Here is a 22,848-nt window from a genome sequence, read left to right on the forward strand (position 1 = left end):
CCGTTGCACAACTTTACCTGATTATTGAGCGACCAACAGGTAAACTAGTATTCATTCAAGACTGTATGTAAACTCGTGAATAACCAGAAACATACTATAAACCGCGTAAATAGGGACACCCTTACGATGAAAAAGTGTTTTTTATCTGTCTTCGTTAGCCTCACATTAGGTGCGGGCAGTTTCACCGCGCAAGCTAGCGACCTGACTAGCGTTTATCAACTCGCTCTGAAAAATGATCCAACCTTACTGCGCACCGATGCGGAACGCCGGGCAGCGCAACGTGGCGTAGACATCGCCAACGCTAGTTGGTGGCCACAAATTGGTTTTGAGGCTGGTTATGCGCGTCAAGAAAGCGAATCAGCACAACCAAGCGAAAGTGGTAACCTATTTATTGTTGACCGTGAAAGCACAGGCTGGAACGCCGGTGTAAGTTTATCGCAAAGCTTATTTGATATGAGTGTTTGGGACGAAACTGACATTGCCGAAAAGCAAGCGTTACGCGCCGAACTTGGTTATCAAGCGGTACGTCAAGGTCTGATGATTCGCGTAGTAAACGCCTATTTCTCAGTGCTGGAACGCAAAGATGACTTAGCTTTTGCAACGGCAGAAAAACGCGCTATTGAGCGTCAATTAGAGCAAACCAAACAACGTTTCTCGGTTGGTTTAACCGCTATTACCGACGTGCATGAAGCTCAGGCACAATATGATAATGCGGTAGCTCTTGAAATTCAGGCTCAGAATGCTGTTGAAATTGCGCTGGAAAGTTTGCGCGAAATTACTGGTCAATATCACCAGCAATTAGCCGCACTGGACACTAATACGTTTTCACCAAGCAGTCCTGACCCAGATGAAGTACGCAAATGGGTAGCTATTAGTGAAGAGAAGAATCTGGATTTAATGGTTGAACGCGTTTCAGTTGAAATTGCCGATCAGCAAATTTCTCTGGCAACCACCGGCCACTATCCGACACTTTCGCTCGATGCGAGCTATTCAACGAACGACAGCGAGTCAACCATCACCTCCAACGAGATGAGTCAAACCAACGACTTACCGCGGTTGGATTCACAGTCTATTGGCGTAACTTTGCGCGTACCTATTTTTTCTGGCTTCCGTACCTCAGCACAAGCACAGCAAGCGCGTGAGCAATTCGTAGCAGCTAGCGAGCAGTTGGAATTAGTACGCCGTACCGTTGAACGCGAAGTGCGCACAGCGTTTTACGATGTGGTCGCTTCATTGTCTACTATCCGCGCACTTGAACAAGCGGTGGTTTCTGCTGAAAGCGCGTTAAAAGCAACTCAAGCTGGTTTTGATGTGGGTACCCGGACTATTGTTGATGTGTTAGACAGTACTCGTAACTTGTTCAACGCACGCCGTAACCTATCTACCGCTCGCTACGGTTATATTCGTCAGTACCTGACCTTGCGCCAGGCGTCTGGTGAAATTTCTGAAGCAGATTTGAATGCCATTAACCAGAGCCTCAGCGATGATGCTCCGGACACAGCTGCCGAGTAGCGCTTAAGCTACAAAGTAAAATGTTTCCGTTAAAACGGGCTGTTCAGTGTTGAGCTGAACAGCCCGTTTTCTGTTAGAATCACTGCAAACATCAGACAGGTAGTGCTTGTGATAGAAAAACCAAAGTTCCAGCTTCGTTTCCTAAGCCCAAAATACTGGCCAACCTGGTTAGGTATCGGCATTTTGTATCTGATTTCCTGGCTGCCGTATCGCTGGCAATTGGCGTTAGGTAAAGGCTTGGGTTTATTGTTTTACAAATGGGTACCCAAGCGCACCAATATAGCTCGTCGTAATCTTGAACTTTGTTTTCCCGACAAAAGTGCAGAAGAGATTGAACAGTTAACCAAGCGTAATATCATGAATACCGGTATAGCTTTTTTCGAAACCGGTATGGCGTGGTGGTGGCCAAACTGGCGAATTAAACGCAAACTCCATATTCACGGCATTGAACATCTGCGCGCGGCACAACAAGACGGTCGCGGCGTATTATTGCTCTTGTTTCACTTTCTAAGTTTAGAAGTTCACGCACGACTCATGGGATTTATTGAGCCATCGGTTGGTTTGTACCGCCCACACAACAATCCGTTAATGGAGTTTTTGCAGACGCGCGGTCGTGGTCGTTCGAATAAATATTTGATTCGCAAAAATGATGTTCGCAGTATGATAAGAGCACTGAACCGCGGAGATATTGCCGGTTATCTGCCGGATCAGGATTATGGGCGTAAACGTACTGTGTTTGTGCCATTTTTTGCTGTTCCTGAAACCAGCACCACCACCGGCACTTTGTTATTTGCTGAAAATGCAGATTGTGCGGTTATGCCAACTACGTGTTTTCGCCGCAAAGACGGCAGCGGATACGATATAACTTTCTATCCGGCTTTTGAAAATTTTCCAACGGCCGATGAAAAGGAATCAGTACGACGGGTCAACTCGATGGTGGAGTTCGCAGTCGAACAAATGCCAGACCAGTACTTATGGGTGCATCGCCGATTTAAGACACGCCCTAATGAAAATGATAAGGACCTGTATAAAAACTAATGCGTAAACCAGCACGAACTCAAAAATATAAAGCCCCCCAGCGCGCTCTCGCAGCGCGCCACTGGGTAATTATTAGTATTGTGATCGCGCTTGGCGCAGCAGCTATTTTTTATCGGGACTGGATTCTAAACGTGCAGTTGAATGATTCAGACGGATTCAAAATCGCCATTAAAGAGCGCGAGGCGAAACAGCAGAATCCAGATAACCTACAAAACAGTATTTCACGTTTCTTTGCCGGCATCCGGTCGGGTTCAGCCCCCCTGGAAGATGAGTTAAGCCCTTATGTTATAGAGCTTGAGCAAACGCCAATCCCCCTGGCACAAGTACTTTCTCACTTAGAGCAGGAAGTAAATTCAAGTAACTTAGAAGCGTTGCCTGACAATTGGAAAGGCTCTCGCGACGAGCACTGGTTTATGACGGACGACACCATTAAACAACGTCTTGAACAGATTGCAGTGGCGGAAAATATGACTTTTATTTGGTGGTTGCAGCGTGATTACATAGTGAAATCACCCTTCTCCATTGACGCCCATTTTGTTGAGTTAGTGAACGAAGTCGCCATTACCGTAAATGACGACTATCAGGATCAGGTGATGGCGTATATCTGTTTTCCACATCGTGCCGTTCTCATTATTGAGAAGCCACCAACCATTGAGTTACCTGCAGCTTGTATGAGCGTGGAATCCCTGCACCAGAAAAACGCACCAATAAAACGCGAAGGGTTACCCAACCTACAAATCAAAAACCAGTGACCACGCCTGAATAACAACGTCCGTATGCTCACTTACGTCAACTTCTGTAAATGAAGGTTGATTATCCAGCGCTAACTGATGTTGAAGTCCACGCAAGTGCTGGTAACTCGCGATTAAACTGGAGGCCATATTCTCGGGCAGCAAGCCCAGCTCACCAGCACACTCCAGAATGCGAATGTTGTCTGTGTAATGGCATAATTTCGGATTCTCAGCACTGTGTTGTAATACCAGATACTGCACCAAAAACTCAATATCAGCTATGCCCCCCGGACCTTGCTTAAGATCAAAGCCCGACGCGTGTTTCGCTATGAGATGGTCGCGCATTTTCTGGCGCATCTTAACCACTTGCTCACGTAACTGCTGTTCCTCGCGTGGCTGACATAGTTGGCTTTCGCGCAGTTCGCTAAGCCTTTGCCGAACACGCTTACAGCCATAAACCGGCCGGGCGCGAACCAACGCCTGATGCTCCCACGTCCAGGCATCATCAGCCAGATAACGACGATAGCTGTCCAGCCGGGATACCAGCAGGCCCGACTTGCCCGACGGTCGTAACCGCATGTCCACTTCATAAAGCACACCGGCCATGGTTCTGACCGTGAAAAAGTGCAAAATACGTTGCGCTAGGCGCAAATAAAACTGTTGTACCTCAATGGGCTTCAAACCATCGGTTTGCCCGCTGTAGTCGGCATCAGAAATAAACACCAGATCTAAATCTGAGCCATAGCCAAGTTCAAGTCCGCCCAGCTTGCCGTAAGCCATAACCGCAAAACCGGTATCTTCTATTGATTGATTGGGTGGCGTGCCGTGCTTACTGGCGAGTTGTTGCCAGGCCAATTGCACCACATCGGCAATCACAGCTTCAGCCAGATAGCTAAGATGATCACTCACTTTCATTAACGGTAAAGCCCCGGAAATATCGGCCGCTGCAACTTTCAGTTGCAATGCCTGCCGGGCTTGCCGCAAAACATCCATCTGACTTTCCAGATCTTGTTCCGGAATACGTAACAAGTACTCGTCTAACAATCGTGGATAGTCGACTAACTGTGGTAGCTCGTATAAATGCTGAGGATCTATTAACTCGTCTAGCAGTAGCGGATAGGAAGCTATTTGATCCGCAATCCAGGCACTTGCCCGACACAGTTTTAGCAGTTGCTCCCGGGCGCCGGGGTTTTCAATCAGCAGTTCCAGGTAAGCTGTGCGGCTAACTACGCGCTTTAATACAATCAGCACCCGGTCTAACAAGTCTAGCGGTTGTGGAGCCTTTAATATGCTCTCCAGCATGACGGGTAATAAACGCGCTATGGCTTTGCGCCCACGCGGCCCGGAACCGCGCTTGCGAATATCCTGACGAAAGGACTTTAATTGTTGCCACACCTTGTCTGCCGGTGCATCGGTATAGTCCGCAATAAGTTCAAGCGACGCTTCATCATCAGCAAGATCCTGCCACAACATTTGTAGCGGCGAAGTCGGCTCATCGTCATGATCTTCATTGCCAATAACTTCTTTAAAAATATCGTGAACCCGTTGCATCGCTTCATGAATGCGGGTTTGTGTTGCTGACCAACTCGATTCGCCCAGCATCACCTGTAAACGCAATTGGTTAAGTTCATCTTGCGGTAGTTGCTGAGTTTGCTCGTCATCAATTTGCTGCAGGCTATGTTCAACTTTACGCAGCAGTTCATAGCTCTCAAGTAAGGTGACAATGGTAGCTGGTTCCAGTAACCCAAGGTCTTCAATGACTTCGAAAGCGGTATATATAGAACGCGTTTGTAAACGTCTTTCCTGCCCGCCACGAATCAACTGAAACGCTTGCGCTATAAATTCAATTTCCCGAATACCGCCCGGCCCCAGCTTGATGTTGTGCTGCAACTGACGCCGGCGTCCTTCCTGCCGAATCAGAGCTTTCATTTTGCGTAGCGCATCAATCACACTGAAGTCAATGTAGCGACGGTATACAAAGGGTCGTAGCATGGCCTCCAGCTCTTGCGCATTCTCCGGCGGAGCAGCAACTAAGCGGGCTTTAACCATGGCATAACGTTCCCAGTCACGGCCATGTTCCTGATAATAATGTTCAATCGCAGCAAAACTGGTAACCACCGGCCCCGATTGACCAAAAGGTCGCAACCGTAAATCTACCCGATAAACGAATCCATCCGCGGTATGAACATCCAGACAAGCTACCAGCGCCTGCGCCAAGCGGGTGAAGAACACACTGTTGGCAATCGGCTTGCGGGTTGCAGAGGTTTCACCTTGCTCCGGGTAACAGAAGATCAAATCGATATCGGACGAGAAATTCAGCTCTCCACCACCGAGTTTACCCATAGCAATAATCAGTAGCGGTTGTAACTCGCCGTTACTATCGAGTGGATTACCCAGACGTTCGCAAAAACGCGGATACAGCCACTTAATAGTCACTTCAATGAAGGCATCGGCAAGCTTACTCAAGTGCTCGAGTACGGTTCGAAGTGGCAACTGCCCGAGTATATCTGCAGCGGCAAGCGCCGCCATCAGCCGTTGCCGCTGTTGCCGCAGTATTTTCTTTAGTTGATCTTCACTGTCGCACTCACCAATAGCTTGCTCGAGTATCTGCACATAGTGCTCAGGCTGAGGCACTACTACCGCATTATTGGTATCAAACTCCAACACTTGCGGTTGCTGCTCAACAGCCCTACCAATAAAGCTGCTGACTGCAAACAGGTGCTTTAATTGCTGTTGCTGAACATCGTTATAAGCAGCTAACCGCCCTTCCGGCAGGCGGCGTAATTGCTGCTCAACAACGGCTTCCAGTTCATCAGGTAGCGCACGGTAATCCTGCATTTAAGCTATCCAGTACGGTTCTTGTTTTAACGCCGCCCGGCGCGACGACTCCAGCGCGAATAACAAAGACTCAAGTTGCATTTCCTGCCAACCGAGCAATTTATCCACACTGCTTTCATCGCTATCTTTAATGGTTTCGCGCAGCATTTTCAGTGCTGTAATTTCTCGAATCCCACGCGCCAAATCAAGCCAGGGCGCGCGGAATTTTTCCCGCGCCACCGCATCGAACAGATAGCCCACGCAGTAACCTAGCTGCAGAGAACCGTTCAGTGCCGGTAATAGTTTTAAATAATGCTCGGCCCGTAAACCTGCATCACGGTCAAACGGCGTCATCACTTCTTGCCAGTCTTCGCGTAACCGTTCGGTCGCCCATGGCTTTAACTTCTGGTTCATACCGTCGTCGTCGGCTGGTTGCGGCTGGCGCTGACACAATTCACCCAGCTCTAACAAAGTCAGTTGATAATCATCGCGTTTACTCAGTAGCATCATGAGTTCCAACTGAGCCGCATGCTCTTGTTGCTCCTGCACTTGTTCGTAAAGTTTCGGATGCTCTTCTAAGGCGCGATGATAAGCGCCGTCTTCCGCGGTAAGCTCAGCAAAACCTTCATAACGATGCAACCAGCTCAGTTGACCTAATAACTGCTCTAGCCTGGTGATGTCGTCATTCACGTCAACATTCAGCTTGCTCAACTGCTGTAGCACTACTCGACACAAGCGCATGCCATCAGCAATACCAGCAATGGCGCGTACGCTGGGTTTTTCCCGCAAACAGGCATCGTTGTGCTGCCAGTGCTGAACTGAGTATTGCAGCGCCCGGTATAAACCAGAACCAACGCTGTCGTCCTCATTTAACCGCACAAAGTGAGTTTGCGTGAACGGCTCCAGAATGCTTTTTTCCGCCAACAAATAGCCGCGCGCTGCTTTACTTAAAGTGCCAATACGCGCTTTAGCGCGTGTTATAAATCGGCGCGCTAACTTATAGGCGTCGGCAACTAAGCCACCCTGAACTTCTAGCTCAATTTCTAAAATAGGCTGAGTTTTCTCACCAACCAGCACTTCACCTTCGTCCAGCACTAGCTCTATAACACCGTCACCGCTGGGTATACGCCAACGGTGCCGGGTAAAATTAGTGGTGAATAATTCGGTCAGTTCTCGTTGAATATCAAACGCCGGAAAATCGTCTGGCCAGATGGATTCATCAAACTGGGTAATATCAGGCCCCTGCTCTGTCACCGGCAGCGAATACTCGGGCCGACTGTGCATACCACCAAACACTTCACCGGCGAGTTTTACCGTTTGCTCAGCTTCATTGCCATTGCGCCGCACACGTAAGCCAATGTCGTACTGGCGTAATCGCAAATCTGCCGTATCATAATAGGTGTTTTGCAGGCTGAGACAGTCTTCATCCTGCCCTTTGCTGAATTGTCGGCACAGGCCCAGCGCGGTCTCTTTATGAGCCGCATCCAGAACTAATTTTAATTCGGTTTCCTGAGTCATAAATTTGCTCTAATCGGCACCTTGGGGTGCATAACTTGGTTAGTGTCTAAGGTACTGGCTTGTGACCTTGTAAGCAACCGGACTGAACTTGACAGTTGAGGTTAAAAAATGCACCGTGGGCGGCTGATAGAGTTACAAGCGAAGCTATTATACTTGTAACCTCGCGCCAACCATAAGCAGTAAAAAACTATATTGGACAGCTTTACGTAGGTTAAAATAGTCTTATACTTGCGCGAAATTTGCAGCCTCGTGGCTAACGCTACGACTGTTAACGCCGATATTCGGTTGAGCCTAAAGGAGATGCTATGTTCAAAGCAAGTGAAGTGCTTGCGGCTCGTTATGATGGTGCTGATTTAAAAAAATTACAGCAAGCTATCACTGACAATTACATTGTGGATGAAGACAGCTACCTGAAGGAGCTAACTCAACTCATCCCAAACGATGATCAAAGTATTCAAGAAGTTACCGACGCTTCCACCAAACTAGTTGAGCAAGTAAGAGCTCGAGCTGGCGGTGGCGGCGTAGACGCGTTTCTGCAAGAGTACAGTTTAGACACGCAAGAAGGCATTATGCTGATGTGTCTGGCCGAAGCGTTATTGCGGATCCCCGATGCGGCTACCGCAGATGCCCTAATCCAGGATCGGCTATCAGCCGGTGACTGGCAAAAGCATATGGGTAAAAGTGCGTCCTGGCTGGTGAACTCCGGTTCCTGGGCATTAGCACTCACAAACACAGTGATTAACCCAACCGGTCAGCCTATGGCTACCCCGCGTGGAACCTTCCGCCGACTGATTCGGCGTTTAGGTATGCCAATAGTCCGTAAAGCTACCTATACAGCTATGCAGGTTATGGGTAAGCAATTCGTACTTGGCCGTACTATTCAGGAAGCGTTGAAAGAGAGCCGCGCCAATCGCGACAAGGGCTACACGCACGCTTATGACATGCTGGGCGAAGCCGCTCTTACCATGAGCGACGCCAAGCGCTACCACGCCGACTACGTTAATTCTATTAAGGTAGTAACAGCCGAGAAATTTAATAACCCGAAGGCACCACGCCCAACTATTTCCATTAAGTTGTCGGCGCTGCATCCACGCTATGAGTCCTCGCACCATGAGCGTGTGCTAACTGAGTTGGCCACTAGCCTTACCGAGCTGGTGAAACTAGCCAAAGAAGCTGACGTGGGCGTTACTATTGATGCCGAAGAAGCCGATCGCCATGAGCTGTCGCTGGAACTGTTTGAAAAAGTATACCGCAGCGGCGTATGTAAAGGCTGGCCACGTTTTGGTCTGGTGGTACAAGCTTACTCCAAGCGCGCGTTACCAACTTTATGTTGGGTCACTGCACTGGCGAAAGAGTGTGGTGATGAAATTCCGGTGCGGCTGGTAAAAGGCGCGTATTGGGATACCGAAATTAAACTATGCCAAATGAACGGTCTTACCGGCTATCCGCTGTTTACCCGCAAAGCCAGTACTGACGTTTCGTATTTGGCCTGTGCTCGCTACCTGTTAAGCGAAGACGTGAAAGGTGCTATTTACCCGCAGTTCGCTACGCATAACGCGCAAACTGTGGTGGCCATTCAGCACATGAACAAAGAATACAAGCAACGCATAGAATTTCAGCGTTTGCATGGAATGGGTGATGATCTCTACGACACCTTGTTAGAGCAGGATGAGAACTTAACGGTGCGCATCTACGCGCCGGTTGGGCAGCATAAAGACTTGCTCCCCTATCTGGTTCGTCGGCTGCTGGAAAACGGTGCCAACACATCCTTTGTTCACAAGCTGGTAGACCCTGAAACACCGGTTGAACAACTGGTGACACATCCGTTGCGGACCTTGTCAAAATACGAGCGTTACGCAAACACCAAAATTCCTCTGCCCACCGAAATTTTTGGTGAGCGGAAAAACTCGTTAGGACTAAATATGAACATTCACTCTCAAGCTGACGATTTCATTTCTGCAGTGCAGCAGTATGCCGATAAACAATGGCAAGGTGGACCGATTGTGAATGGTGATATTGCCGAAGCGCATCACCGCGTGGCTATTACCAGTCCACAGCAAACCGATAAAAAGATTGGTGCTATTTCATGGGGCGACAAAGCTCTGGCAGATACCGCCTTGCAAAGCGCCAATGCAGCGTTCCGTCGCTGGCGTTCAACCGATGTGAACGTACGCGCTGAAGCACTTGAAAAAATGGCTGACTTAATGGAAGCCAATATGAACGAGCTGATTGCGCTCTGTACCTTAGAGGCAGGCAAGAGCTTGCAAGATGGTATTGATGAAGTGCGTGAAGCCGTTGATTTCTGTCGCTACTACGCCATTCAGGCCCGTGAGTTCATGAGTGGCCCAATTGAACTGCCGGGGCCAACTGGCGAAACCAACGACCTTTTTGTGGAAGGTCGCGGTACCTTCATTTGCATAAGCCCCTGGAACTTTCCGCTGGCCATTTTCGTTGGCCAGGTTGCAGCTGCGTTGGTAACCGGCAATTGTGTTATTGCCAAACCGGCTGAACAAACCGGCTTGATTGCATTCCGTGCCGTTCAGTTAGCACTGGAAGCTGGTATTCCGGGTGATGTACTGCACTTTATGCCAGGTAGCGGCGCTGAGGTTGGTTCCTTCTTAACTAGTCAGGAAGATATAGCCGGCGTGTGCTTTACCGGTTCCTCTTATACTGCACAGGCAATTAACCGTGCTCTGGCCGCCCGTACCGGTGCTATCGTGCCACTGGTTGCTGAAACCGGCGGACAAAATGCCATGTTGATTGATTCAACCGCGCTGCCGGAACAGGCTGTTACCGATATCGTTGATAGCGCGTTCAAAAGTGCTGGTCAACGCTGTTCAGCGCTGCGTGTATTGTTCGTACAAGACGACATTGCTGACCGCGTAATCGACTTGTTAAAAGGTGCCATGGCAGAACTGAACGTAGGTGACCCTATGCTTCATGAAACCGATGTTGGTCCGGTAATCGATGGTGTTGCCAAGAGTAACCTGGAACAGCACATTGCTGATATTCAGCAAGCTGGCCGGTTAATCGCTCGCGCGCCTATGCCGGATTACACCAACGGTGGCACCTTCGTAGCACCAACCGCCATTGAAATTGATAGCATCAATCAATTAGTGCGCGAAAACTTCGGTCCGATTCTGCATTTAATTCGTTACAAAACCAAAGAGCTGGACGATGTTATTCAGAGTATTAATAACACTGGCTTCGGCCTTACTTTCGGTATTCATAGCCGTAACGAAAAATTTGCCGAAGACATCGCGCGCCGTATTGAAGTAGGTAACGTGTACATTAACCGTAACCAAATTGGTGCTGTGGTTGGCGTGCAACCGTTCGGCGGTCGCGGCTTGTCAGGCACAGGTCCGAAAGCAGGTGGACCACACTATCTGACGCGTTTTGTTACTGAAAAAACACGCACTAACAACATTACTGCAGTTGGTGGTAACGCCACGCTGCTGTCGTTGGGCGATTAAGTTTCAGGCGTATTGAGCAAAGCCGCTATGTTCTGCATGGCGGCTTTTTTGTAGCTAGCTAATCTGGTTGTTGCGGCATGCACATTGAGCACTATCCAAGTATTTCCAGTATCCCGGCAAAGCTCTGGGATTCGTTGTTTGCTGGCAGCTATCCGTTTATACAGCATGCCTTTTTAGCGGCGCTGGAACAAAGCGAAGCAGTATGTGCCAGGCAAGGCTGGCAGCCACACCATCTTTTGGTTAAGCATAAGGATACCGTGGTGGCGGCCATGCCCTGGTACCTGAAGTCACACTCTTTCGGTGAGTACATGTTTGACTGGAACTTTGCCGAAGCCTACGAACGTTATCAACTGAAGTACTATCCCAAGCTGGTCTGCGCGGTACCCTTTACGCCCGCCAGCGGCCCCCGTATTGGTATTGCCGAAGGCTATTCACTAACCGACCTGTGGCCATTACTGAATAACTACCTGGCCGACTTTGCCAAAGCCAACCAAATTAGCGGCTATCAATGCCTTTATTTGGAACCTGCCTTAGCCGCTGCAATGACCAACACCAACTGGCTGTTACGTAGCGATGTTCAGTTTCACTGGCAACGCCGTAATTATGAAAGCTTCGACGATTTTCTAGCCGCGCTTACATCGCGCAAACGTAAAATGATCCGCAAAGAGCGCGAATGCGTGACCGCCCAGGGAATCCATTTTCAACACCTGACCGGCACCGAAATAACCGCTGCTCACTGGCATAAGTTCTACCAGTTTTATTGTGCTACGTATTTAAAACGCTCAGGCCACCTTGGCTATTTAACCGAGGAATCCTTTCAGTTATGGGGGCAAAGCATGCCCGACGACCTGATTATGGTATGTGCCTTTCAGGACGACAGGTGGGTGGCTGCGTCACTGTTTTTTAAATCGGATGCAACCTTGTATGGACGCTACTGGGGTGCTTTTGAAGAATTTGATTTTTTGCACTTTGAAACTTGTTACTACCAGGGCATTGATATTTGCATCGCAACCGGGCTCGATGTGTTTGATGCCGGCGCTCAGGGCGAGCATAAGCTCCAACGTGGCTTTGAACCGGTACTACGGCAAGGCTGCTACCAGTTAAACGATTCACCCTTGCTAGCAGCCATAACGGCCTATTGCGAGCAAGAACGTAACCACACTCAGGCTTATCTGGAAGCCGCTAAGCAGCATTTACCCTATCGCCACCAGCCATGATTCACGCTTGGCGAATGCCGGTTATTTTAGTAGTCTTCTTGCTTCGTTAATCAGCCTTCGCGCGGAGACTCATTTTGCAGATCCTAAAATTTGGCGGCACTAGTGTTGCCGACCCTCAGGCATTGGCACGTAGTGTTGCCATTATCAATGATCAAAGCCTGCAAAATAAGGGCGCGCAACTGGTTGTGGTAAGTGCAGCAGCTGGCGTAACTAACGCTTTACTGGCCATTGCTGACGCCACCACTCCGGCCACCATATCTGCAAATAAAGAATTTATATATGAGCGCCAGCAGCAGTTTTTAGCTGAGCTACCTAAATCGACCGATTACGCCAACTGGCTGGCCGAGTCATTAGCGCCGTTATTTGCTGAACTCGACGCTGCGGTTGCCTGTCGCGGCGCTGAACGCGACCGGCTGATAAGCCTGGGTGAACGTTTCTCCGCGCGGGTTGTTAGCGCTTACTTACAGCACGCCGGTCGCTATGCACGTTATGTTGCCGCCAGCAGCATGTTAGTAACAGATAATACCTTTGGTCATGCGGAACCAGATCCAGCAGCTACACGCGCTGCTATCCAAACTGTGTTAGCCCCTGAATTACGTAACGACAACCAGTTGGTAATGGTTTGCGAAGGATTTATTGGTGCCACGCCAGCGGGAGAAATTACCACTTTAGGTCGCGGTGGTTCAGACTATTCCGCAGCTTTGTTAGCGGAGGCACTGGACGCTGACCTGGTGCAAATATGGACTGATGTAAAAGGGCTTTATAGCACCGACCCACGCATTGTTCCCCAGGCCCAGCCACTGGCTGAGTTATCGTTTGCACAAGCGGCGGAACTGGCAACTTTTGGCGCGAAAGTGTTACATCCAAAAACACTGTGGCCAGCTATGCGCTCCGATATTCCGGTGTTTATTGGCTCTACTTTGGATCCGTCCGGTGGCACCACGATTCGGCGTGAAGTTGACAGCAAAGAGGCGTTTACCGCACTAGCGCTGCGCCCCAATCAAACCCTGTTAAAAATAACCAGTCCAGACATGCTTTACAGCTATGGTTTCTTAGCGAAAACCTTTGCCATTCTGGCTGAACACCGAATCTCGGTAGACTTAGTCACTACCTCTGAAATCAGTGTGGCGCTAACGCTCGACCAGCGCGGCTCTGAGCAAGCGTTATCGGATCAGGTACTAAAGGCCCTGTCGGCCTTGGGAAAAGTGGAAATCAAACAGAATCTGGCGCTAGTTGCGGTAGTAGGCGCCAGCCTGAATACGCAGCCACAGGTGGCCGCTACGATATTCAGTGCATTGGGGGATATGAATGTACGCTTAATTTGTCATGGTGCCAGCCCACACAATTTGTGTGTGCTGGTTGATGACGAGCAGGGCCCGCAAGCGATAGTGCAATTACACCAACAGCTCTTCAGGCACCTGCACACCTAATTTTTGCAATTCTAACAGAGTGTCTTGCTCACGCCAGAACACCACCTTGCGAACGCCTCGCCCCTGCGGTTTGAAGGCCATTAACACCTGGTCTTCATCGCCTAGTCCCGACACTGTCGGTGGTTCTTCAAGGCTCCAGCGCCGCGGTGGCATAATCAATCGTGGTGTGGTGACGTGGTTAGGCTCAACCCAGGCCGCCGGTTGGCGCGGTCTGAACTTAATAATAATCAGCATCAGCAAGGCGGTGGTAGCCAGAATGCCAACCACAATTATCCATAACGCAATAGCTTGCCCAATATAGAGCAACATCCAGATACCAAATACAAATAATGCCCAGCCCTGCGCGCGACGGCTGTCGCGCCACAGAACAACGGCATCTTCGGCAACATCAGGCGGCCGTTTATCACTCATTAGAACTCGTCTTCCTCATGTTCGAACAACGCCTTACTGCCGTTTTGAATTGCCGGTAATAAACCTTCTACCCGCGGCAGAATGCGCTCAAAATAGAACTTCGCAGTTTTTATTTTGCTGCGTAAGTGTGGCTTTTCGCCCACTTGCGGCGCCGCTACCAATGCCATGCGTAACCACATATAAGCGAAACAGATATAACCAACCAGATGCAAGTACTCAACCGCCACACTGTTGACCAGGTTCTCGTCACCGCGCGCTTTTTCAATGAGCTCTCGGGTTGCCCCTTCCAGTCTATCGGTGTGTTTCAACAGCGCAGCTACTTCAACTTTCCAGCCGGTGGTGTCCGAATCATTACAGAAGGCGCGAATGTCTTCCAGCAGCGGAGTCAAATTACTGCCCTGCGAGCCCACCACTTTACGGCCAAGCAAGTCTAACGCCTGAATACCATTGGTGCCTTCGTAAATTTGCGCAATGCGCACGTCCCGCACCAGTTGTTCCTGACCCCACTCGCGTACGTAGCCATGGCCACCGAATACTTGCTGGCCAAGAATAGTCGCTTCTAAACCGGTGTCGGTTAGAAAGGCTTTGGCAACTGGCGTAAGCAGAGCCACCAGCGCATCGGCTCGCTGACTTTGTTCAACGTTGTCACCAAATTTAGCGCGGTCTAGCTGCTGGCCAACATAAGTGGAAAATGCGCGACCGCCTTCAACGAAAGCCTTCATGGTTAGCAGCATGCGCCGCACGTCACCGTGTACCATCAGGCTGTCGGCTTCTTTCTTATGATTTTGGGTAGCTTTCGCACCGCGTCCCTGAATACGATCCTGAGCATACTCAAGTGCATTCTGATACGAACGCGCCGCGCCGCCTAAGCCCTGAATACCTACGCCCAAACGTTCATAGTTCATCATGGTAAACATGGCTGGCAAACCACGGTGAGGGTCGCCAATAAGCCAACCTTTGGCACCGTCGAAGTTCAATACACAAGTCGCAGAAGCGTGAATACCCATTTTGTGCTCAATGCTGCCACAGCTTACGGCGTTACGTTCGCCCAGTGAGCCATCTTCATTCACCAGGAATTTAGGTACTAGAAATAATGAGATACCTTTGCTGCCGGCTGGTGCGTCAGGCAGTTTCGCCAGCACCAGATGCACAATGTTATCGACCAGATCATGCTCACCACCGGTAATGAATATCTTGGTGCCATGAATATGAAAACTGCCATCGGAATCAGGCTCTGCTTTGCTGCGGATAATACCTAAATCAGTACCAGCATGAGACTCGGTCAAACACATGGTGCCGGTCCATTCACCGCTTGCCAGTTTAGGTAAGTAGGTATTTTTAAGCTCGTCACTGCCGTGTAAATCCAGCGTCATAATAGCGCCGGAGGTTAGCCCCGGATATAACGAGAAGGCAATGTCTGCAGCACAGAGCATTTCTTCGTAATGCACTGACAGTGATTTTGGTAAACCCATACCACCGAAATCGGGGTTGGCAGTTACGCCTACCCAACCACCTTCGGCAAGCTGTTGGTAGTTTTCTTTATAACCAGCAGGTGTGGTAACCACACCATCTTTAAAAGTTACGCCTTGCTCGTCTGCGGCACGTGAATTAGGCGCAACCAGCGTTTCGGCAAGCTTGGCTGCTTCGTCAATAATTGCTGTGGCAGTGTCCATATCCATCATGTCAGCCAGCGCCGGCATTTGCTGCCAGTCCGCGCCAACATTGAATACGTCGTTCAACAAAAACTGCATGTCTGCGCGTGGAACCCGATAGTCAGCCATAGTCATTACCTCTTAAAAATTAAACGTTCATTTCAAACAGGTGTTTTAATAACAGATCTAACGGCTCCCTGTCCAGTCTTCCAATGCAGTTTGGCGAAAAGCCTGCCGATTTATGGCAAGTACGGTGTACTGCGGTTCAATGCGAATTACCTGCATATCTTCAAAGTAATCGCCTTCATATAACCTACGCCCACCCAAAATCAAAAATCGTCGGTCAACATCGGACACATAGTTGTGAGCGTCGTAACTAAAGTACGGCACCTGTGCCTGAAAACGATCCGGAAGTTCCGTCAGCAACGGCAACACCGAAGGCTCCTGAGTTTGTCCGGACGAATCAGCAGTAGCCACTAACGCCTCTTCAAAAGCTGCCAGCAAATCCGGCGACACGCTATCTAAATCCAGTGCCTCGGCATCCGGCTCTCTGGCTGCCTGTTGCGATGTTCCTGTCTGCCGAGCTCTTGTCTCCTGAGCTATCGCCTGCTGCGATGTGTTGGAGTTAGCGGGTAGTGGTGCTACTGCCGGTTGCGCAGGTTCAGGCAAACTGACCAGACTCAACTGCTGTGGTGCGCCAAGAACCAGATTGTCTGCCTTGGCATTGCTGGCAACCTTGGCCTCAGTATCAGGTCCTAAGGTATAGAAAGCCCCTGCCCCCACCACTAATCCCAACACCGCAACAACTAACCCGGTTAACAGGGATCTGGCTGCTGCCGGACTCTCAGTTGGTTGTTGTTGAATAGGTGACGGCGACTGATAACGTTCTTTTTGTTGCCGCATGGCGGCTAATATAGATGACATTAGTATTCTCCCGCTGCCAGTCGTGGTCCGCTGGTGGCCGTTTTCCCTGCTAACCAAACCAAGGTGGCTGCATCCAGTTCGCCGCTTACCGGTAAACCTGCGGTTTGCTGAATCCGCTGATAAATTTCGGTGCTATTGGAGGGGGTCACCGTTAGCCGGCTATCGCCGTTCGGTAAATGGCGGGCAACAGCTTCCTGTAGCCATTGTTGATAACGCTCTTCATCGGTTTGGTAACCGGCCGGCGGCTGCCAGATAACCACCGCCTCGCCGTTCCACTCGGCCGGCACCTGCGCGCCACTGCGGCTGCCAATCCACACATAATCACCCGAAGTTTGCTGCAATATGGCCGGGTAATTTAACGCCAGCAATTGATCAAAACGGAGTTGCCCCTGCCAACACGCCAGCTGATAGCGCGTTAGCCAGTCGCACAGCGGTTGCTCGCCGGTATATTTAGGCAGTTGCCACTGTTGTAGCAATTGATCCACGGCACTGGCTGTGCGCGGCTCAGGTTCAGGTTGTTGCCATGCCTGCCAGCCCCAGCTTGCGCCATAACCAACCACCGCCGCAAATAAAAATCCGGCAACTAGCTTTGGCCAGGCTGAACCTGTGCCTGAACTACGGTTATCCAGTTGCCCGTCCACTTCAAAAATAGCCGTACGAACGTGACCAGGTAGAACTTGTTCAGAGCGATCGTTATAGGCCGCTAGCAGCGCGCGGTCACACAGCACGTTAAGTCGGCGTGGTATACCTTCGCTAGCCTGGTGTAACTTACGTATAGCGGCATTAGAAAATATTTCGCGCTGAGCACCAGCTACCTGCAGCCGGTAAGCAATATAACGCGCGCTATCCGCTGGCGTTAGCGGCAACAAGTGATAACGTGCGGTAATGCGTTGTGCCAACTGGCGTAACTCACGGCGCCGCAGCAAATCCTGCAACTCCGGCTGGCCAATTAGTATCACCCGCAGCAATTTCTGTTGGTCGGTTTCCAGATTGGTTAGTAGCCGCAATTGCTCTAATACCTGTGGCTGCAAATGCTGAGCTTCATCAATCAGCACCAGACATTGCTCACCATTACTGTAGGCGTTCAACAAAAACTGGCTGAGCTTATCGGTTAGTTGCTTGGCTGTGGCGCTGCGCTTTGCATAGCGAATACCAAACTCATCACACAAGGTTGCCAGCAGCTCCTGCTCATTCAGAGTTGGGTTCAAAATAAAGGCGGTGCGAGTTTGTTCTGTTAACTGCTCCAGCAAAGCCCGCGAAACCGTGGTTTTGCCGGTACCTACTTCGCCGGTTAGCAGAATAAATCCACCACTGCCCTGCAGCCCATAGCTTAAGTGCGCCAGCGCTTCTTCATGGCGATCACTTAAGAATAAAAAATGAGGGTCGGGCGCAATCGAAAAGGGTTCCGCCGAGAGACCAAAAAAGTTTTGATACATGCGCTTGCTACTCAAAATTAAAATAACTCAATACACATCAGTGTACCGACTCACTTGCGTAACGGCTAGTGATTCGCCATCATCCTAATCATTGCATAAAATGTTGCGAAACAATCGTTAACAATAGCCAACAACGGAAGCAAACAGTGGAAATTTATTTAGTCGGTGGGGCCGTGCGTGATGAGCTACTGGGTAAGCCAGTGGTTGAGCGAGATTTTGTGGTTGTTGGCGCCACCGCCGAGGAAATGCAGGCTAAGGGTTTCCGTCAGGTAGGGAAAGACTTCCCGGTGTTCTTACATCCCAAAACAGGTGAAGAATATGCGCTGGCTCGCACCGAACGAAAGTCAGGTACCGGCTATCAGGGCTTTGAAGTACATGCCTCGCCTGAAATAACTCTTGAGCAGGACTTAATCAGACGCGACCTGACCGTAAACGCCATAGCTCGTGACCAGGCCACCGGCGAACTTATTGACCCTTATGGTGGGCAGGAAGATTTGCACGAAAAGCTGTTACGCCATGTGTCCCCGGCATTTACTGAAGACCCGCTGCGAGTATTGCGCGTAGCCCGGTTTGCCGCCAGATTTTATCAGGACGATTTCACCGTTGCCCCTGAAACCTTCAGCTTAATGCGCACTATTGCGGCTTCAGGTGAACTAGCTACCTTGAGTGCCGAGCGCGTATGGCGCGAATTGGAACGCAGCATAGCCAGCGCTAGTCCGCATGTGTTTTTCGCGGTACTGGCTGAGGCCGAATCATTGCACCCCTGGTTTACTGAGGTTGCAGACACTAGCTACCTGGCGGCGGCATTAAGCCGGTTACAACATCCACAACTACCAGAGAGTGCAGCGCTGAGGCTGGCCACTGTGACTATTGATTTGAACGATCAGGCGTTGCAGCAATTCGCGGATAGGTTGAAGTTGCCCAAACAAGCGCGCTATTGGTTAAAAACCTGCCAGAAATGGCATCAAAAGCTACCCGCCAGCTGTCAAGCAGAAGATGCCGAATGGCTGTGGGACTTGCTGCGTGAAACCGGTTGCCAACGCAGTATGGATCCAATTTTGCCGTTGCAATCCGTGCTGCAGGTGGCAGGCCACAATGACACTGCCGTGCAGCAACTGCGGCGAATAGCCCAAGCGCTACACGCAGTAACCCCGCAACCTTTAATCGAGGCGGGTTACACTGGCGCAGAGCTAGGTGCCAAACTGCGCCAGCAGCAAATTAAGGCTATTGCCGAAGTACTGACACCGTAACAACTGGCCTACCAGAATACGAACAGCAGTAATACAGTACCCAGCAGCAGGCGGTAAATAACGAATGGCAGCATGCCCATGCGTTCAATAATTTTCAAAAAGAAGTGAATACATAGGTAAGCACTAACAAACGCCAGTACCAGCCCGGTTCCCAGGGCCAGCCAGTCTACTGCAACCGGACTTTGTACCAGTTTCAGCGTCTGATAGCCGCCGGCCATTAAAATAACCGGAATAGACAGTAAGAACGAGAATCGCGCCGCATCGGTACGCTTCAGCCCCAAAAACAAACCCGCTGTCATAGTTATACCTGAGCGCGAGGTGCCAGGAATAAGCGCCAGCGCCTGCGCTAAACCAACAATAATGGCTTGCTTTAAGGTTAGCTGCGACATATTTTGACGTTCACTGGCGCGGCAATCCGCCCACCACAGCAGCAAACCAAATAAAATAGTGGTAACCGCAATAACTAACGCTGAACGCCCGTATTGCTCAATCGAACTAGCGGCCAGCAACCCAAACAAAGCGGCTGGAATAGTAGCCCAAATAATAAGCCAGGCCAGACGGCTATGTTCATTATGCTGACCTCGAAAAGACCCAAGCCAACCCACTAATAAGTCGGCCACCTGCGCCCGGAAGTAGGTGACTACAGCTAGCAGTGTGCCCAAATGCACTACCACATCAAAGGCCAGGCCCTGATCCTGCCAGCCTAATAATTGCGAGGGTAAAATCAAATGTGCCGAACTGGAAATCGGTAAAAACTCAGTTAACCCCTGAATAATCGCCAGCAACGCTGTTTCTAACATACTCACAAAAATATCCTTCTTATTCGCTCGTAGGCGTTAACGACCAGTTGAAATCGACTGGTTCCAGTCGTTGTTCCAGCCGGTAATTCTGCCACAGCCGGGCATAGGTTTGATTCATCACAGGATGGACTAATAATGGCGACAGCTCCGCTAACGGCCATAATACAAAAGCATTTTCAAGAATTTCGGCACGCGGCAACTGCACTGGCGCTGCACTCACCTGCTGGTCATAAAGCAACACATCAATATCGAGTGTGCGCGGGCTAAACTTAGCCACCTGCCCGCTATGCCCAAACTCATGCTCAATCTCTTTGCAAATGTCATTCACTTGCCCGGCCGCAACATGAGTATGGAAACTCATCACCAGATTAAAAAAGTCGCGCCCGGCAAAGCCCACAGCAGCGCTGCGAAATACACGGGACAGCCGAACATTCTGGGCCTGTAGGCCCGAGTGGTGCAGTAACGCCTGAACACCAGCACGAATGTGCTTGTGCTTTTGTAAATTAGAACCAATGCCAAGATGTACCAGCGCCAAAATTTACTCCTTGGCAGCAATCGCGGAACGGGTGATTTTAACGGCCACTGAGTTTGCCGCAGGCACTGCGCCGGGTTTAGCAACTGTGACCGTAACTTCGGTCACCTTGAACTCGGTTAACAGCAGTTGCGCTACTTCTTCAGCTACCTGTTCTATCAGTTGCCGGGGCCGCTGCTGAATCAGGTTGGTGACCGCCTCGGCAACGCTGGCATAATCAAGTGCATCAGCTAAGTCATCAGAAGCCGCCGCCGGACGATTGTCCCAGGCCATGGCTAAATCAATACTCAACTGTTGCTTGATCTGCTTTTCCCAGTCGTAAACCCCGATTACGGTGTCTACCTTCAAGCCATCAATAAGAACCTGATCCTTCATTGCCGATCACCGTGGTAATTTATGCTGAAAGTGCTTATGCTATGGGCCAGCATACTAGCTTAAAGTTGGCACGAAGCGAACCCCTGAAATGAGCGCGCTGATACTTCTTACCATACTGACAGCCTATTTATTCGGCTCCATCAGTAGTGCAGTACTCATCTGCAGATTATTCGGTCTGCCGGATCCGCGCACCCATGGCTCCAACAACCCCGGCGCTACCAATGTGTATCGCATGGGCGGCAAACTACCTGCTCTACTTACTCTGGCCTTTGACGTACTCAAAGGCATGCTGCCGGTATGGAGCGCTTACTATCTGGGTATTGAACCATTCTTTTTAGGTATGATTGCAGTGGCAGCCTGTTTAGGTCACATTTTCCCGTTATATTTTCACTTCCGCGGCGGTAAAGCCGTTGCCACTGCGCTCGGCGCTATGTTTCCGGTGGCCTGGCAAATGGCATTATTGCTTATTGTTACCTGGTTGCTGGTGTTTCGTATTAGCCGGGTGTCATCGCTAGCCGCACTGGTAACGGTAAGCCTGGCACCCTTTTATGCCTATTGGATAAAGCCACAGTACACGGTGCCGGTTATTATGATTTCGCTACTGATTTTGTGGCGCCATCAAGCCAATATTTTGCGGTTAAGCAGTGGCCAGGAACAAGCGTTTCGCAAGCCAACCAAAAACTCCGACGACGACCACTAACAGGTTAAACCGCCGCCAGTTCATCTAACGGCCAGCGCGGCCGGGTTTTAATGCTCAAATCGTTGGTTTCGCCAGCTAACAAACGCTGCGCGCCAGCAAAAGCAATCATGGCACCGTTATCGGTACAAAACTCAGTGCGCGGAAAATACACAGCGCCACCACGTTTACTGAGTAATTCGTGCAACTTAATCCGCAGTTCTTTATTGGCGCTAACACCACCGGCCACTACCAGACGTTTTAGGCCTGTTTGCTCCAACGCGCGGCGACACTTAATCAATAAGGTGTCTACCACGGCATCCTGAAACGCCCGCGCTATATCAGCCCGTGTTTGAGCGTCATCGGCTTCAGTGGCAATAGTATTCGCCGTGTGTGTTTTCAGGCCACTGAAGGAAAAATTCAAACCGGGCTTATCCGTCATTGGTCGTGGGAATTTATAACGATTTGCTACACCTTGTTCAGCTAAGGCAGCAAGGCGAGGCCCGCCAGGATAATCCAGCCCCATCAGCTTCGCCGTTTTGTCGAATGCTTCTCCGGCTGCGTCGTCTACCGACTCACCCAGCAACTTGTAGCGACCAATACCGTCAACCTGCACCAGTTGCGTGTGTCCGCCTGAAACCAATAGCGCCACAAACGGAAACTCAGGTGGGTTTTCTTCCAGCATCGGCGCCAGCAAGTGGCCTTCCATGTGATGCACAGCAAGCGCCGGAATTTGCCAGCCATAAGCCAGTGAGCGACCTATGCAGGCACCTACCAGTAATGCACCCACTAACCCTGGCCCGGCCGTGTAGGCAACGCCATCAATTTGGTCACTGGTTAACCCGGCGGCTTTAATAGTCGCCTCTACCATAGGAATAGTTTTACGAACGTGATCGCGCGATGCCAGCTCAGGAACCACGCCACCGTAGTCCGCATGCAGGGCTACTTGCGAATACAACTGGTGAGCCAACAATCCCTTGTCGGTATCGTAAATGGCTACGCCGGTTTCGTCACAGGAGGTTTCTATGCCTAGCACTCGCATTTGCGCCAACACCT

18 protein-coding genes are annotated in these 22,848 nt (G+C 50.3%); 8 read left to right on the forward strand and 10 right to left on the reverse strand.

Annotation, left to right across the window (positions count from 1 at the left end; all coding sequences use genetic code 11):
- The first annotated feature begins 126 nt into the window (after positions 1-126).
- The 3 genes from tolC (at position 127) to CCE91_RS11940 (ending at position 3,302) form a co-directional block, all read left to right on the forward strand.
- Positions 127-1,512, forward strand: a complete 1,386-nt coding sequence (gene tolC / locus CCE91_RS11930; protein WP_086435538.1) for an outer membrane channel protein TolC — start codon at positions 127-129, stop codon at positions 1,510-1,512.
- Positions 1,513-1,620: 108 nt separating this feature from the next.
- Positions 1,621-2,550: an LpxL/LpxP family Kdo(2)-lipid IV(A) lauroyl/palmitoleoyl acyltransferase gene (gene lpxL / locus CCE91_RS11935; RefSeq protein ID WP_086435539.1), complete on the forward strand. Its 930-nt coding sequence runs from the start codon at positions 1,621-1,623 to the stop codon at positions 2,548-2,550.
- On the forward strand, positions 2,550-3,302 hold the full coding sequence (locus CCE91_RS11940; protein WP_086435540.1) for a TcpQ domain-containing protein: 753 nt from the start codon (positions 2,550-2,552) through the stop codon (positions 3,300-3,302). Before lpxL ends, CCE91_RS11940 begins: the two co-directional genes overlap by 1 nt.
- Here CCE91_RS11940 and glnE read toward each other — a convergent pair.
- Together glnE and CCE91_RS11950 are read right to left on the reverse strand one after the other, a co-directional pair.
- On the reverse strand, positions 3,282-6,119 hold the full coding sequence (glnE, locus tag CCE91_RS11945; protein ID WP_086435541.1) for a bifunctional [glutamate--ammonia ligase]-adenylyl-L-tyrosine phosphorylase/[glutamate--ammonia-ligase] adenylyltransferase: 2,838 nt from the start codon (positions 6,117-6,119) through the stop codon (positions 3,282-3,284). The two genes, CCE91_RS11940 and glnE, sit on opposite strands and share 21 nt — an antisense overlap.
- Complete coding sequence (locus tag CCE91_RS11950; RefSeq protein ID WP_086435542.1) at positions 6,120-7,616, reverse strand: CYTH and CHAD domain-containing protein; 1,497 nt, start codon at positions 7,614-7,616, stop codon at positions 6,120-6,122.
- 305 nt (positions 7,617-7,921) lie between these two features.
- Between CCE91_RS11950 and putA the strand changes: the two genes are divergently transcribed.
- The 3 genes from putA to lysC all read left to right on the forward strand — a co-directional run bounded on the left by putA (position 7,922) and on the right by lysC (position 13,736).
- Positions 7,922-11,089, forward strand: a complete 3,168-nt coding sequence (gene putA, locus CCE91_RS11955; RefSeq protein ID WP_086435543.1) for a bifunctional proline dehydrogenase/L-glutamate gamma-semialdehyde dehydrogenase PutA — start codon at positions 7,922-7,924, stop codon at positions 11,087-11,089.
- A 77-nt stretch (positions 11,090-11,166) separates the two neighbouring features.
- Positions 11,167-12,306 (forward strand): GNAT family N-acetyltransferase, encoded by a 1,140-nt coding sequence (locus CCE91_RS11960; RefSeq protein WP_086435544.1) that lies wholly within the window; start codon positions 11,167-11,169, stop codon positions 12,304-12,306.
- A 74-nt stretch (positions 12,307-12,380) separates the two neighbouring features.
- Positions 12,381-13,736 (forward strand): lysine-sensitive aspartokinase 3, encoded by a 1,356-nt coding sequence (gene lysC / locus CCE91_RS11965; protein ID WP_198678039.1) that lies wholly within the window; start codon positions 12,381-12,383, stop codon positions 13,734-13,736.
- Here the strand turns inward: lysC and CCE91_RS11970 are convergent.
- Genes CCE91_RS11970 through CCE91_RS11985 form a run of 4 tightly spaced genes read right to left on the reverse strand, consistent with a single transcriptional unit; the run spans position 13,701 to position 18,159 of the window.
- Positions 13,701-14,147, reverse strand: a complete 447-nt coding sequence (locus CCE91_RS11970) for a hypothetical protein (protein ID WP_086435546.1) — start codon at positions 14,145-14,147, stop codon at positions 13,701-13,703. The two genes, lysC and CCE91_RS11970, sit on opposite strands and share 36 nt — an antisense overlap.
- The gene (locus tag CCE91_RS11975; RefSeq protein WP_086435547.1) at positions 14,147-15,928 is read right to left on the reverse strand and encodes an acyl-CoA dehydrogenase C-terminal domain-containing protein; all 1,782 of its coding nucleotides are present in this window, start codon (positions 15,926-15,928) and stop codon (positions 14,147-14,149) included. The genes CCE91_RS11970 and CCE91_RS11975 overlap by 1 nt, the downstream gene beginning before the upstream one ends.
- 57 nt (positions 15,929-15,985) lie before the next feature.
- A complete protein-coding gene (locus CCE91_RS11980; protein ID WP_086435548.1) occupies positions 15,986-16,723 on the reverse strand; it encodes a general secretion pathway protein GspB in 738 nt (245 codons plus the stop codon).
- On the reverse strand, positions 16,723-18,159 hold the full coding sequence (locus CCE91_RS11985) for an ExeA family protein (RefSeq protein ID WP_086435549.1): 1,437 nt from the start codon (positions 18,157-18,159) through the stop codon (positions 16,723-16,725). Before CCE91_RS11985 ends, CCE91_RS11980 begins: the two co-directional genes overlap by 1 nt.
- A gap of 146 nt (positions 18,160-18,305) precedes the next feature.
- On the opposite strand from CCE91_RS11985, the gene CCE91_RS11990 reads away from it, so the two are divergent.
- Entirely contained in the window at positions 18,306-19,409 is a 1,104-nt protein-coding gene (locus CCE91_RS11990) for a hypothetical protein (protein WP_086435550.1), read from the forward strand.
- Between the two features lie 8 nt (positions 19,410-19,417).
- On the opposite strand, the gene CCE91_RS11995 is transcribed toward CCE91_RS11990, so the two are convergent.
- From CCE91_RS11995 to folB, 3 genes are read right to left on the reverse strand one after another with little or no spacing between them, the layout of a single operon-like run.
- Positions 19,418-20,209: an undecaprenyl-diphosphate phosphatase gene (locus CCE91_RS11995; RefSeq protein WP_407681287.1), complete on the reverse strand. Its 792-nt coding sequence runs from the start codon at positions 20,207-20,209 to the stop codon at positions 19,418-19,420.
- 19 nt (positions 20,210-20,228) lie between these two features.
- Positions 20,229-20,744: a 2-amino-4-hydroxy-6-hydroxymethyldihydropteridine diphosphokinase gene (folK, locus tag CCE91_RS12000; RefSeq protein ID WP_086435552.1), complete on the reverse strand. Its 516-nt coding sequence runs from the start codon at positions 20,742-20,744 to the stop codon at positions 20,229-20,231.
- A 3-nt stretch (positions 20,745-20,747) separates the two neighbouring features.
- A complete protein-coding gene (gene folB, locus CCE91_RS12005; RefSeq protein ID WP_086435553.1) occupies positions 20,748-21,116 on the reverse strand; it encodes a dihydroneopterin aldolase in 369 nt (122 codons plus the stop codon).
- Positions 21,117-21,204: 88 nt separating this feature from the next.
- Between folB and plsY the strand changes: the two genes are divergently transcribed.
- Positions 21,205-21,816: a glycerol-3-phosphate 1-O-acyltransferase PlsY gene (gene plsY / locus CCE91_RS12010; RefSeq protein ID WP_086435554.1), complete on the forward strand. Its 612-nt coding sequence runs from the start codon at positions 21,205-21,207 to the stop codon at positions 21,814-21,816.
- Between the two features lie 4 nt (positions 21,817-21,820).
- On the opposite strand, the gene tsaD is transcribed toward plsY, so the two are convergent.
- Positions 21,821-22,834 (reverse strand): tRNA (adenosine(37)-N6)-threonylcarbamoyltransferase complex transferase subunit TsaD, encoded by a 1,014-nt coding sequence (gene tsaD / locus CCE91_RS12015; RefSeq protein WP_086435555.1) that lies wholly within the window; start codon positions 22,832-22,834, stop codon positions 21,821-21,823.
- Positions 22,835-22,848: the final 14 nt, after the last annotated feature.

Origin of the sequence: Pseudidiomarina planktonica (assembly GCF_900177775.1) — a bacterium.
GTDB classification, from domain to species: Bacteria; Pseudomonadota; Gammaproteobacteria; order Enterobacterales; family Alteromonadaceae; genus Pseudidiomarina; species Pseudidiomarina planktonica.